Origin of the sequence: Parvularcula dongshanensis, assembly GCF_014199615.1 — a bacterium.
Taxonomy (GTDB): domain Bacteria; phylum Pseudomonadota; class Alphaproteobacteria; order Caulobacterales; family Parvularculaceae; genus Parvularcula; species Parvularcula dongshanensis.
On sequence record NZ_JACHOB010000006.1, the window covers coordinates 117,341 to 130,998 of the forward strand.

Consider the following 13,658-nt stretch of genomic DNA (forward strand, 5'->3'; position numbering starts at 1 on the left):
ATTATCGGCCGGAGACGCGCGTCTCGCGTTTGGCGAGGGGAGTCGGGCAATGACGAACACGAAGGTGAGCCTGAAAACGAAGCTCGAAAGCTCGGTCTTCGGAAAGATCGCGGCGTTTGCGAAGGGCGAGCGCGGCGCGGTCACGACGTGGTACGCCATCCTCCTCGTGCCGATGCTCGGCTTCACCTTCGGAGCGATCAAGTTCAGCCAGCTCGCCGAGCAGCGCTCTGGCATGATCGACGCCATGGACGCCGCCGCCCTCGGCATAGCCCGTCAGTACAAGCTGGAGGACATCGAGCCCTGCTCCATGGCGTCCCCTAAGACCGACGAGGCGCGGGAGCAGAAAGAGGCGCTGATCCGCTACGGCCGTGAGTTCTTCCGTAAGAACTATCCGGGCTACTCGCAGCTCTACTCGAACGGCAATCTCAACGCGAAGTTCGACGTCGACAACCATCTGACCTTCGAGATGGACTGCGCGAAGATCACTGCCCGTGCCGATGCGTTCTCGGACATGGGCGGGATCCTTTCGACCTATTTCGGCGTCGGGGCCATTCCGCTGAACCTGACGAGCGAAATCTCGTTGCCCGGTGCCGGCCGGGTCGAGATCGCCCTCGTGCTCGACGTCACCGGGTCGATGTCGAACAGGGTCGACGGCGAGCGAAAGATCCAAACGCTCAAGGACGCGGTCAAGCGCATGCTCGACCACGACCAGTTCTACGGGCCCGACGACGACGCCACGAACGAGTTCCTGAAGATCAGCGTCGTACCGTTCAACACCATGGTGAACGTCGATGCCGATTACGTCGGCAAGGACGAAGACGGCATCGTCCGGGACCGGGCGACCAACTGGATGGACGGTTACGGCGGCAAGACACCAGAGTCCTACTGGCACGGCAGCAACTTCTTCTTCGCCCGCGAGAACGGCTCGGTCTTCGGTCAAACTCCAGGGCCGAACCGCCAGACGATCCAGTCCTCGCACGTCGAAGTAAAAGACACGAAGGTCAATCACTTCGACTTGTTGAAGAGCGTCGCCTCGAACGGCGCGACGTGGAAAGGCTGCGTCGAGGCGCGCCCCTTCCCTCTCGACGAGGTTCCGGTCTCGCCCGGCACCGAGCTGACGGATCAGGCCTACAACCAGATCTTCCAACAGCCTTCGTTCGTCAGCGGAATGAACTGGAACGCGCGCAAGCCGTGGAACAACTTCGCGGCGCGAAAGCCTTGGCTTTGGGACCCGAAGAACGCCAAGGAAACCTACTTCGTACCGACCTTCGCGCCGGACGACGTCGATTGCTACTATGCGTGCAGCTACGACTTCAACTACGAGTCCAACAAAGATCACTTCATGCGGGCGTTCACGCCCGTCGACCCTCAGGGATACCGGCTTAGGGATCCATACGGCAACTACCGCGTCGATTTCCCCGGTGATCTATTCGATACGGTCGGGCCTTGGACCGAAAGCCACTACGTTAATCAGTACGTGTACGATTACCAGTTCACCTCGCCCTGGACGAGCGATCGCGAAGACGCGGAGCGCTACCGCAACCTCGTTCTGCACGCCCGTGGTCAACTCGGCTGCTCCGACCAGGGCTACAACATGGGCAACTCGCCCGAACTTCAACGCGCACTAGATCGGATGGGTTATACCAATTCGGGCTGCCGCAGCGACGAGTACAAGTTCCGCGAAGGCTATGTCGGGGTCTGGAACGGCAGCAAGTTCGTGGGACGTTACGAACATGCGAGCGACAGCTTCCGCACGGGGCAGAACAGCCCCTCGTCGCACGGCCTTCCGTCGACCGGGCCGAACGCAGGCTGCGGTGGCCCCGTCTTGCCGCTGACGACGAAGAAGAAGGCCATCTGGAACCACGTCCAAAAGCTCAACGCTAGCGGCAGCACGAACACGGCGGTCGGGTTGATCTGGGGATGGCGGACGCTGACGCCGAGCGCGCCTTACATCGAGGCGGTCGATCCGAACACGCCCGAAGGGCAGCTCTGGCGTAAGTTCGTCGTGCTGATGACCGACGGGAACAACGATTCGCCCGATGCGAATTCGCACATGCTCAGCCTGTACACGACCTACGGCTTCGCGAACGAGAACCGGCTCGACCTGAACTTCACGGCGGGCAGCAGATCGTCTTCCAGGGCGGCCTTCGACGACGAGATGGACGCGAAGACGATCCGCATCTGCCACCGAATGCGGGAATCCGGGATCAAGGTCTTCACGGTCGGCTTCGACATCAACTCGGGCAGCCGAGCGGACAAGATGCTGCAAGCCTGCGCAGTCGACGAGGACGCGTATTACTTCGCCGAGTCCGAGGATGACCTCGCCGATGCGTTCGAGTCGATCACCTCGAAGATCGTCGAACTCCACATCTCGGGGTAAGGAGGACGACATGCGCGTACTGAAGAACTTCGCGAGGAAGACGGACGGTGTGACCGCCATCGAGTCGGTCTTCATCATTCCTGTCTTCTTCGCCCTCGTCTTCTCGACGTTCGAAGTCGGGTACGTGTTCTTCACGACCGCGATGGTCGAGCAATCGACCAGCATCAACGCTCGCCGCGTCAAGGTCGGACGGGCGTTCAAACCCGGCCTCCAGTACAACGCTGAGCCGGGCGAGTGCCAGACCGGCATGGAATGCTTCTTCGATTCGATCTGTAGCGGGCTCATCATCACGTCGAACTGTGACAACCTTGCGGTCGAGGTGCGCCGCTTCGACAGCTTCGCGGACATCCCGAACGACGAGATGAACTGCCGCGACGATGAAGGGTTCAAGTTCGACGAGCAGCTCTACGAACCTGGCGACAAGAACGATATCATCCGTGTGCGGGTCTGTTACAACCTGCAAACGGTCAATCCGACGGTCGGGCTGAACCTGGCACAGAACGACGATGGCACGCGCTCCATCATCGCCGTGCAGATCATGCGCAACGAACCCTTCCTCAGCGCGAAGGAACTGAACCCGAACCTCGTCGACGAGGAGAACTGATCATGGGGTTCCTGTCCAAACTCCGACGCTTCCATGCCGAAGAAGGCGTCATGGCGATCGAGTTCGCCTTCATCGCGCCGGTCATGTTGTTCACCATGTTCGGCCTGATCGAGGTGACCGACGCCATCATGGCGCGACGCCGCGTGGACATGGCTGCCAGCATGATGGGTGACCTGACGACCAACATCATGGACGACTGGATCCACGAGGACGATGTCCAGGCTATCTTCGACGTCGGCGAGAACGTCCTGCATCCTTACGGCATGCGAGACATCTACGCGCGAATGACAGCCATCACCTACGATCCCGACAAGGAGGAGATGGTCGTCGTCTGGGCGCGGTGCGAGTTCAACGGTTTGGCGGTATCACCCGAGACCGACGACCAGGACGAACAACAGAATCACAGCTGTCAGAACGAGGGAGAGATCTTCGACCGGCTGAAAGCGAACCAATCGATGCTCGACGACGAACTGGTCGTGCAGGAGAACTATCACCTCGTGGTCACCGAGATGACCTACAGTTTCCAATCGAGCCTTTCGAACATCATCTTCGAGCCGTTCCAGATCAACGTGCAGGAACTGAGGCTGCCGCGTCGCACGGCGAAGCTGGACCTCTGTACAGACCAAGGATGCAGCAGCGGCCGTGCCTGGGACGCGAACGCGAAGAGGCCGACCAGCTGAGTTCCTCTAGGCGCGCTCGGTCCGCAGCGAATCCAAGAGCAAGGCCGCAGCTCCGCGTAGAGCTGCGCCCTTCGTCGTCAGAAGGCTGACGGGCGCCGCCTTCGTGTAGCTGCGCATCTTGCTGTCGCCTTCGAAACGCTCCGCGAAGCCCGATCCCAGAAGGAGGTCGGGAATGCGCGGCAGGATGCCCCCGGCGAGCATGACCCCGCCCCGCGCGCCCGTCCCGAGGCACGCGTCGGAAGCGACCGTGCCCAAGAACAAGCAGAACGCCCGCACGGTCCGCACGGCTTGGCTGTCGCCCTCGGCTGCCGCCGCCGTGACGTCCGCGGCGGTCATGGGCGGGGTCACCAGGCCCGCCATCTCTCCGAGCGTCTCGTGGAGCATGACGAGGCCGGACCCGGACAGAACGTCCTCCGCCGTCGTCACCCGCCCGATCCGCCGCGCGATGCGGTGCGCGATCTCGGCCTCCTCCTCGGTACGGGTTGCGAGGACGACGTGACCGCCTTCGGTCGGGACGGTGAGCGGTCCGTGCCCGGTGAGGATCAGCATGCCTTGCCCAAGCCCCGTTCCCGGACCGATCGTTAGGATGGGCGCGCCTGCGATGGCGTCCCCCTTCTTGACGACGAGAACGTCCTCGGGACGCGCGAGCGCCGCGAACCGGCTGATCGCCTGGAAGTCGTTGACCAGGAGGCAGCGCTGGAAGCCGAACTGCCCCGCCGTGCGGTCGGCGTGAACCACCCACGGGCTGTTGGTGAACGAGACCTCCCCCCCGGCCGCCGGGCCGGCCACGGCGAAGCAGGCCATGTCCGGCGCCCCCGCGACTCCCGCGAGGTAGTTCGCGACGGCGTCCTCGAAGCGGGGGTAGTCCGCGACCGCCAGCGTTCGCGCATCGGTGACCGATCCGCCCGCCTCCGCGATGGCGAAGCGGGCGTTCGTCCCGCCGATGTCCGCGACCAATATCGACATTCGCTCTTCCCTCACCCCGCTTCGCCCAGCGCGCCGAGCCCGACCAGCGCCGCGCCGACGACACCGGCATCGTCACCCAATTCGGGCGGAACAAGCGCATCGGCTACGCCTTCGCAACCCTCCGGCGGGGGAAGGTAGCCGGCGAGGCGCGCTTCGGTCTCCGCCGCCACCGTGCCTAGCAGCCCGTCCGTCTTCATGACGCCGCCGCCGAGCACGATTCGGCCTGGCCTGTGCGCCAGGAACAGGATGCGGCAGAGCTCGGCCAAGTAGCCTGCCACCAGGCGATGGGCCTCGTGGTCGCGCGGCAGTGCGGAAAGCGGCGCCCCCCAGCGCTTCGCGATGCTCGGCCCCGCGGCCAACCCCTCGAGGCAGTCGCCGTGGAACGGACAGGCGCCGCCCGCGCGGTCATGGCTGCCGCGCGGCACGCCGACATGTCCCATCTCGAAGTGGCCCTCACCGGTGACGATCGACGATCCGCGCGCGACGCCCACTCCTATGCCCGTGCCGACCGTCACGTAGGCCAGCGTTCCACTGTCCGGGTCGAGGCCGCGCCCGGCGCCCCGCCTGCCCTCGGCCAGGGCCGCCGCGTCGACGTCGCTCGCGAAGCCAGTCCTGGGCGCGAGGCCGGACAAGGCGCCGAGCACGTCCGCCCCCGCCCAGCCCGGCTTTGGCGTCGCGAGCAGGCGTCCGTAGTCTGGGCGACCGGCTCGCGTCTCGGCCGGACCGAAGCAGCCGACGCCCAGCGCTCGGAACGGTCCGCGGTCCAGAAGCCAAGCCCGAACGGCGCCGAGCGTGGCTTCGGGTTCCCTCGTCGGGATCACCGCGCGTTCGGCGACCCGAAGGTCGCCGTCCAGCACGGCGCAGACGAACTTCGTCCCTCCGCCCTCGACCGCAGCGACGCGGTCGTCAGGGCCGAGAGAGCGGTTCATCCTACTCTGCCCGCGCCCGGACGAACGCGTCGAGGAGGCGCACGCCGAACCCGGTCGCGCCCTTCGGGCAGAGGTCCTTGTCCTTCGCACTCCACGCCATGCCCGCGATGTCGAGGTGGGCCCACGGCGTGCCCTTCTGGACGAACTTCGACAGGAACGCCGCCGCCGAGGAGCTGCCGCCGTCGCGCCCGCCGATGTTCTTCATGTCGGCGACGTCGGACTTGATCATGTCGCGGTGCGCATCGCCCAGCGGCATCCGCCACAGCCGCTCGCCGGAGGCTTCACCCGCCGCCATGAGCGCAGCGGCCAAGTCGTCGTCCTCGGTGAACATGCCGCCATACTGGTCGGCGAGGCTGATGATGATCGCGCCCGTCAGCGTCGCGAGGTCGACGATCGCGGACGGCTTGTAGCGGTCCTGCGCGTAGTGAAGCACGTCGGCGAGGACGAGGCGTCCTTCCGCGTCCGTGTTCAACACTTCGATCGTCTGTCCCGACATGGAGGTAACGATGTCCGACGGCCGCTGCGCGTTGCCGTCGGGCATGTTCTCGACGAGGCCGATCAGGCCGACCACGTTCGCAGGCGCCTTGCGCGCGGCGAGGGCGTGGAGGGCGCCCGTCACGGCCGCCGCCCCGCCCATGTCCATCTTCATGGCTTCCATGCCGGCGCCCGGCTTGAGGCTGATGCCGCCGGTGTCGAACGTCACGCCCTTGCCGACGAAGGCGATGGGTCGCTCGTCCTTCGCCCCGCCGTTCCAGCGCATCACGGCGAGGAAGCTCTCGCGCGTCGAGCCCTGCCCGACGCCCAGAAGGCTGCCCATGCCGAGCTTCATCATCTGCGCCTCGTCGAGGATCTCGACCTCGATGCCGACGGATTCGAGTTCGCGGCAGCGCTCGGCGAAGCTCGCCGGGTAGAGCATGTTGGGCGGCTCCGAGACGAGGTCGCGCGCGGTCCGCACGCCCGCCGCCACGGCGGCATCGTCCGCGTAGGCGGCTTCCGCGTCCGCCGCGTCCGTGACGGCGACGATCTTGCGAAGCTTGGGCAGGTCGTCGGGCTCCGCGGACTTCTTGTACTTGGTGAACGAGTACGCGCGCATCTCGGCGCCGAGCGCGGCCTGCGCCGCGAGTTGCGCCGGGGTCAGCGCACCGAGCGCGACGTCGCTGAGCACCAGCGCGCAGCTCGCATGGCGCGCCTGCGCAGCCGCTGCCGCCTTGCCGCCGAAAGCGTTGGCATCGGCCGGACCGAAGCTGTCCGCCTTGCCTACGCCGACGAGCAGGACGACCGCCTCATCAAGGCCCTCGGGGCCTGCCACGCTCAGCGTCTGGCCTTTCTTGCCATTGAAGTCCGAAGCCCGCGCCGCGCGCGACAAGGCGCCCGAGCTGCGCGCGTCTATCGTCTTGAAGGCGTCCGAGCCGAGGCCGTCCTCGGCGACGGGGACGGCCAGAAGGCCGGTGGTGGGCAGGTCCGGTGCGAATACGACGTCCATAGAAATTCCCGTAGCTCAGAGCGCCGCTGCGCCCTTGACGATTGGCAACGGGCGGCTTCTAGGCGCAGTTAAGCGCGCGTGCTAACCGCCTGTCACCCGCTCGTGAAGCCGCGGCGGCCGCACCGCACCCCGCCCCGTCAGCGAGGCTCATCGTCTTGACCCGGCTCGACCTCTACCTCTTCCGCGCCGCCGGGCTGCCGCTCGTATGGACGCTCATCTGCACGACGGCGGTGGTCTGGCTGACCCAGGTGCTGCAGCGGGTCGACCTCATGGTCGAGGACGGCGGCTCCCTCGTCGCCTTCCTGCGCGTGACGATCCTCCTCCTGCCGAGCCTCGTGGGCGTGGTGACGCCCTTCGCCTTGCTGGCGGCCATCCTCTACGCGCTGAACATGCTCGCGACGGACAACGAGTTGCCGGTGATCGGCGCGGCGGGCGGCAGCCGCCTTCGCATCGCCCGGCCGCTGATCCTGCTCTCCGTCCTCGCGAGCGTCCTCGTCCTCTGGGTCAACCTCGACCTCCAGCCGCGAAGCTACCGTGCGATGAAGGACACGGTGCAGGAGGTGCGCTCGGACCTCGCCCGCGCCTTCATCCGCTCCGGCGTCTTCACCGAGGTCATGGACGGGGTGACGATCTACGCCGACGAGGTTCGGCCCGGCGACCAGTATGTGGGCCTCCTGATCCACGACGCCCGCACCCCGGGCGCCGCCCGCACCTACACGGCGGAGAGCGGCCTCTTCAAAGTGACCGAGTTCGGGCCCCGCCTGCTCCTCGCCCGCGGGACGGCCCAGCGGGTCGATCCCGATGACGGCCGCGTCGAGGTGGTCCGCTTCATGGAGACGGCTGTGGACCTTGCGAGCCTCGAAAGCTCGCCGGGGGAGCGGACGATCGAGGGGACCGAGCGCTACCTCGGCGAGCTTCTGCACCCCGACCCGACGAACGCTTACGACCGCGAGCAAGCGGGCGAACTCATCGCGGAGGGGCACGCGCGCCTCGCGACGCCGCTCTACGCCCTCGCCTTCGGCCTTCTCGCGTCCGCCGTGCTCCTGACCGCGCCCGTCAACAGGCGGGGGCACGCCCGTCGCCTGATGCTGGCGATCGCCTTCGCCATCATCCTTCGCACGCTCGGCTTCGCGGCGCAGACGGCTGCCGTCGACACTCCGGCGCTCAACGTCATTCAGTACCTCGTGCCGGTGGCCGGTGCGGTTTGGGGCGCCGGCGTTCTGACCGGTCGGTTCTGGGCCGTCCGGCGGCGGCATGTTCCCAACACGGGTCTCTTCCCCGGCATGAGCGGTGCGGCGGCATGAGGCTGCGCCTTTACGTCCGCTACCTCATGCGCCGCACCCTCGTCGGGATCGCCGGCCTCTTCCTCGTGATCGGCGCGCTCATCGTCACCGTCGACCTGATCGAGGCGCTTCGCGAGGTCGGCAAGATCGAGGGCGCCGGCTTCCTGACCGCCCTCCGCCTCACCCTCCTGCGCGCCCCTCAGGTGCTGCTCACGCTCAGCCCCTTCGTCTTCCTCTTCGGCACGCTCTTCGCCTTCGGCCAGATGGCGAAGTCGTCCGAGATCGCGGTCATGCGGGCGGCGGGGGTCTCGGTCTGGCGGCTCGTCGTCCCGGGCGCCGCCCTCGCGGTGATCCTGGGCTTCGCGACCGTGACCGCCCTCGACCCTCTCGCCGCGCGGATGGAGAGCAGCGCCCAGGCGCTGAAGAACGAGGTTCGCGGGCGGGACGGCAAGATGCTCGCCGCCTTCCGCGAGGGGATATGGCTCCGCCAACGCGAAGAGGGCATCACGATGGTCATTCACGCGGCGCGCTTCGATCCGGCCGATTCGATGCTGCACGACGTGACGATCTGGAAGCGCACGCGCGAAGGCACCTTCCTCGAACGGTGGGACGCGAAGACCGCCGCCGTGACCGAGGACGCCTTCGTCCTGGCCCAGGCGCGCCGCACCGCGACCGGGCTTCGCCGGGCGGACGAGCGTGCCCTTTATGTCCTTCCCGTCGGCCTCGACCTTCGCGCCCTGCGAGAGGACAAGGCCAAGCCCGATGCACTCTCCGTTTGGGAGCTGCCTGACATGACCCGCGTGCTCGAAAGCGCAGGGCTTTCCACGATCTCCTACCGCCTGCGCTATCACGACCTCTGGTCGCTTCCGCTCAAGCTCGCGGCGATGGTCCTGATCGCCTGCGCGTTCTCGGTCAGCGGCAATGCCCGTCAGGGCGGCATCGCACGGCTGATGGGCGTCGGCGTGGCCGCGGGCTTCGTCCTCTTCATCGTATCCGAACTCTCGGCCGCCACGGCGGAGGCTTCGATCGTCCCGGTCGCCCTCGCCGCCTGGGCGCCGGCCATCCTCGCGATACTCGCGGCGACAAGCCTTCTCCTCTTCCGCGAGGACGGCTAGGCGGCCCCGGGGTCAGCTTTCGTTTACCTTTGAACCGTTAACCGAGGGGCCAGGTTTTGCGTCGCAGGAGCAGTGTCGGCATGGCGGTGTCCAGGATCGCGCTGGCGGCCGCCTTTCTCGGTCTCGGCACCACGGCGGCCCGTCCCCAGGACATCTCGGTCACGGCCGAGGGCGGCGAGACCGTCCTCTTCCGCGCCGACGCCGTCGTGCGCGAGACGGCGGACGGACCCATCGTCGCGACCGGCAACGTGCGCGCGAACTATGGCGGCCGGTACCTCACCGCCGACCAAGTCATCTACGACCCTCGGACCGAGATCGTCACCGCGTCGGGCAACGTCGCGATCTACGAGGAGACGGGCGAGGTCTACTTCGCCGACGAAGTGGACCTGACCGAGGACCTCGGCACGGGCGTCGCGACGAACTTTTCCGCGCTTCTCGCCGGAGACAGCCGCCTCGCTGGCTCGTCCGTCAGCCGCCAGCCCGGTCGGAACGACCTCAACAACGCCGTCTACACCGCCTGCGAGGTTTGCACCGAAGAGGGCAACGACCGCACGCCCACCTGGCAGATCAAAGCCCTGCGGGTCACGCAGGACGAGGAAGAGAAGGTCATCCGCTTCCGGAACGCCTTCGTCGAGGTCTTGGGCGTCCCGATCTTCTATACGCCCTACTTCCAGATCGCCGACCCGTCGGTCGAGCGTCAGTCGGGCTTCCTGACGCCAAGCATCGGCACGTCGTCCCGCCGCGGCTTCGAGGCGGAGGTTCCCTACTACTGGTCGATCTCCGACTATCAGGACGTGACCTTCAGCCCCCGCCTCATGACCGACCTCGGCGTGCTGGCGAAGGGCGAGTACCGCCTGCGCACCCATGACGGCGGCGTCGTGATCCAGCCCGGGATCATCAATCCGTCGGGCGGCGACACGACGCAGCTCGCGGACATTCCGGACACGCGCTGGCACTTCTTCGGCAACGCGTTCAAGGAACTCGATGACGACTGGCAGGCCGAACTCGACGTCAACTTCGTGTCGGACGACCTCTACCTGCGCGAGTACGACATCGAGCCCGAAGGCGAGCTACGCGACGCGGTCGACATCCTGCAGCCGGACCGGCTGACTTCCGAACTGGCGCTGACCCGGCGCAGGCCCGACAGCTTCACCGACGTATCGGCGATCACCTTTCAATCCCTGCGTCGGCGGGACGACGACAGCTACTCCGCGGATGCCCTGCCGCGCATCACCCACCAGCGCAGCTTCGGCGTGCCGCGGATCGGTGGCGAGTTGTCGGTGCTCGGAAACTTTCTCTACCTGAACCGTCAAACCGGCCTCGACACGGCGCGCGGCGTTCTGTCTGCGACCTACGAGAAGGCCTATACGACGCGTTCGGGCCACCGCCTTCGCGGCTTCGCGCAGCTGCGTGGGGACGTCTACCGCTTCGAGGACGCGAACCTGGGCATCGAAAGCTGCCGTCCCAGGAGCGACGCGGAGAACGCGCCGCTGCTCGACAATCGCGGCCGCCCCTGCATCGGCACGCTGCCTCGCGAAGGCACCGATGACGGCTTCACGACGACCCGTGTCCTGCCAACGGTGGGCGCGGAGTGGTCGATGCCGCTCGTCAAGCTGACCGACAGTGCGACCTACATCATCGAGCCGCGCGTCCAGCTCGCCCTCAGCCCTGACAAGGACTACAGCCGCGACGTCTTCAACGAGGACAGTCAGTTCTTCCAGTTCGACACGGTGACGCTCTTCGACTGGTCGAAGTCGTCCGGGTTCGATCAGTGGGAGGACGGACAGCGCCTCAACGTCGGCATCTCCGGTACCGCCGTCTACGGCAACGGCGTGACCCTCTCAGGTCTGCTCGGCCAGCAGTTCCGCGTGTCCGAGACCACGGCCTTCGACCGCGACACCGGCCTCGGCGATACGCAGTCCGACTACGTCGGCAACCTCGACTTGCGCGTCGGCTCTCGCTTCAGCTTCGACAACCGCTTCCGCTTCGACAAGGACAACTTCACCCTCAACCGGGCCGAGTCGAACCTCCGCGCGAATGTCGGCCGCCTCTCCGGTAACCTCTCCTACCTTCGCGTCGAGACCCAAAACCTCGAGAACGTCAGCGCGACGGCCGGTAGCGGACGCCGCGACGAGTATCTGACGACCGCCCTCGCCTATCGCCTCACCGATCGCTGGACGATCGGGGGCAATTGGCGCGAGGACCTGGAGAACGGTGCGACGACGGCACAGACGCTTCTCCTGCGCTATCAGGACCAGTGCACGATCTTCACCATCAACTACCGCTTCGACAACACGACGGTGGCGGGCCTCGACCAGAACCGGTCGCTGACCTTCAACATCGACTTCACGGGGTTCTAGGCACGGGCGCGGCTCGCTAAGGGGGCGGCCAAGGAGTGCCGCCCATGTTCCAGACCTTCGACCCCCGTTCCGACGTCGGCTTCGCCGGCCGCCACCTGCCGCTCTTGCGCGACCGCATGAAGGCGCAGGGTCTGACCGGCTTCGTGGTCCCGCACGACGACGCCTACCTCAACGAGTACCTTCCCGACGACGCCGAGCGCTTGATGTGGGTCTCCGGCTTCTCCGGCAGCGCGGGCGCGGCGGTCGTCATGCAGGACCGCGCGGCGATCTTCACGGACGGCCGCTACACGCTTCAGGTCCGGGAGCAGGTCGATAAGAACCACTTCGTCTACGAGGACTACGACGAGAACGCGGTCGCGAACTGGCTCGCGAAGAACGCGGGCCCGAACGACGTCATCGGCTACGATCCGATGCTTCATGCGAAGAGCAGCCTCGGGATGCTCGAGAAGGCGGCGAAGAAGGCAGGCTTCGCCCTGCGCCCGACGCTCGCGAACCCGATCGACGAAGCGTGGGAGGACCGCCCCGCGCCCCCCGCCGCCGCCATCGTTCCGCAGCCAGAAGCGATGGCCGGCGAGAGCGCCGCCTCAAAGCGCGAGCGCGTCGGAGCGGCCGTGGCGGAAGCCGGCGCGGACGCGGCTCTGGTCACGGCGCCGACCTCCCTCGCCTGGCTCTTTAACATCCGAGGCGGTGACGTTCATGCGAGCCCTCTGCCGCTCGGCCGTGCGATCCTGCACGCGGACGGCACGGGGACCCTGTTCGCGGCGCCCGGCAAGGTCGGCGACGAGCTGCGCGCCCACCTCGGAAACGAGGTCGCCACCCAAGACGAGGCGAGCGTCGAAGAGGCCCTCCGCGCGCTCTCCGGCAAGCGCGTCATGGTCGACCCCGGCCTATCGCCCGTCCGCTACCTGACGGTCTTGGAAGAAGCGGGCGCGACGCCCGTCCTCGCCCCGGACCCCGTCGCCCTGCCCCGCGCGGTCAAGAACGAAGGCGAGCTGCAAGGCGCCCGCGAGGCGCACCTGCGCGACGGCGCGGCGATCACGCGCTTCCTTCACTGGCTCGCTCACGCCGCCCCCTCGGGCAACGTCACCGAGATCGAAGCGGCCAAGCGCCTCGAGGCCTTCCGTGCCGACACGGGCGAGCTTCGAGACATCAGTTTCGACACCATCTCCGCCGCGGGCCCTCACGGTGCGAGCCCCCACTACCGGGTCACGACCGAGACCGACCGCCGCTTGGACCCCGGCAGCCTCTTCCTCATCGACTCTGGCGGTCAGTACCAGGACGGAACGACGGACATCACCCGCGTCGTCTCTGTCGGCAGGCCGACGGAGGAAATGCGCCGCCGCTACACCCTCGTCCTCAAGGGCCACATCGCGCTCAGCGTCGCCCGCTTCCCGCGCGGCACGTCGGGTCACGCCCTCGACGCCTTCGCGCGGAAACCCCTCTGGGATGCAGGGCTCGACTTCGATCACGGGACGGGCCACGGCGTCGGCGTCTACCTCGGCGTTCACGAGGGTCCGCAGAAGATCTCGAAGCACCCGATCGCGCAGGCGCTTCTGCCGGGCATGATCTGCTCGAATGAGCCCGGCTACTACAAGGCGGGCGAGTACGGCATTCGCATCGAGAACCTGATCATCGTTACGCCGCCAGCCCCGATCGAAGGTGGCGACCGCGAGATGATGGGCTTCGAGACCATCACCTTCGCGCCCTACGAACGCGAGTTGATCGTGCCGGAGATGCTGACGGCCGAGGAACGCGCCTGGGTCGATGCCTACCATGCGGAGGTGTTCGAGAAGATCGGTCCCCGCCTGCCCGAGGACGTCGCAAGCTGGCTCAGGGCGCGCACCGCCCCCCTCTGACC

At 66.9% G+C, this 13,658-nt stretch carries 10 protein-coding genes; 7 read left to right on the forward strand and 3 right to left on the reverse strand.

Annotated elements, in window-relative coordinates; translation table 11 throughout:
• Positions 1 to 49 precede the first annotated feature (49 nt).
• The 3 genes from GGQ59_RS12950 to GGQ59_RS12960 are packed head-to-tail and all read left to right on the forward strand — an operon-like array spanning position 50 to position 3,664.
• Entirely contained in the window at positions 50 to 2,380 is a 2,331-nt protein-coding gene (locus GGQ59_RS12950) for a TadE/TadG family type IV pilus assembly protein (protein ID WP_183819290.1), read from the forward strand.
• Between the two features lie 10 nt (positions 2,381 to 2,390).
• Positions 2,391 to 2,984, forward strand: a complete 594-nt coding sequence (locus GGQ59_RS12955; RefSeq protein WP_183819292.1) for a TadE/TadG family type IV pilus assembly protein — start codon at positions 2,391 to 2,393, stop codon at positions 2,982 to 2,984.
• 2 nt (positions 2,985 to 2,986) lie between these two features.
• On the forward strand, positions 2,987 to 3,664 hold the full coding sequence (locus GGQ59_RS12960) for a TadE/TadG family type IV pilus assembly protein (RefSeq protein WP_183819294.1): 678 nt from the start codon (positions 2,987 to 2,989) through the stop codon (positions 3,662 to 3,664).
• Positions 3,665 to 3,670: 6 nt separating this feature from the next.
• On the opposite strand, the gene GGQ59_RS12965 is transcribed toward GGQ59_RS12960, so the two are convergent.
• Genes GGQ59_RS12965 through GGQ59_RS12975 form a run of 3 tightly spaced genes read right to left on the reverse strand, consistent with a single transcriptional unit; the run spans position 3,671 to position 7,042 of the window.
• On the reverse strand, positions 3,671 to 4,630 hold the full coding sequence (locus tag GGQ59_RS12965; protein WP_183819296.1) for a glucokinase: 960 nt from the start codon (positions 4,628 to 4,630) through the stop codon (positions 3,671 to 3,673).
• Between the two features lie 11 nt (positions 4,631 to 4,641).
• Positions 4,642 to 5,559 (reverse strand): ROK family protein, encoded by a 918-nt coding sequence (locus tag GGQ59_RS12970; protein WP_183819298.1) that lies wholly within the window; start codon positions 5,557 to 5,559, stop codon positions 4,642 to 4,644.
• A 1-nt stretch (position 5,560) separates the two neighbouring features.
• On the reverse strand, positions 5,561 to 7,042 hold the full coding sequence (locus tag GGQ59_RS12975; RefSeq protein ID WP_183819301.1) for a leucyl aminopeptidase: 1,482 nt from the start codon (positions 7,040 to 7,042) through the stop codon (positions 5,561 to 5,563).
• A 155-nt stretch (positions 7,043 to 7,197) separates the two neighbouring features.
• Here GGQ59_RS12975 and GGQ59_RS12980 point away from each other — a divergent pair, with 155 nt between their 5' ends.
• The 4 genes from GGQ59_RS12980 to GGQ59_RS12995 all read left to right on the forward strand — a co-directional run bounded on the left by GGQ59_RS12980 (position 7,198) and on the right by GGQ59_RS12995 (position 13,656).
• Complete coding sequence (locus GGQ59_RS12980) at positions 7,198 to 8,346, forward strand: LptF/LptG family permease (protein ID WP_183819303.1); 1,149 nt, start codon at positions 7,198 to 7,200, stop codon at positions 8,344 to 8,346.
• Positions 8,343 to 9,440: an LPS export ABC transporter permease LptG gene (gene lptG, locus GGQ59_RS12985; RefSeq protein WP_183819305.1), complete on the forward strand. Its 1,098-nt coding sequence runs from the start codon at positions 8,343 to 8,345 to the stop codon at positions 9,438 to 9,440. The genes GGQ59_RS12980 and lptG overlap by 4 nt, the downstream gene beginning before the upstream one ends.
• An 80-nt stretch (positions 9,441 to 9,520) precedes the next feature.
• A complete protein-coding gene (locus GGQ59_RS12990) occupies positions 9,521 to 11,800 on the forward strand; it encodes an LPS-assembly protein LptD (protein ID WP_183819307.1) in 2,280 nt (759 codons plus the stop codon).
• 44 nt (positions 11,801 to 11,844) lie between these two features.
• A complete protein-coding gene (locus GGQ59_RS12995) occupies positions 11,845 to 13,656 on the forward strand; it encodes an aminopeptidase P family protein (RefSeq protein ID WP_183819309.1) in 1,812 nt (603 codons plus the stop codon).
• Positions 13,657 to 13,658 lie beyond the last annotated feature (2 nt).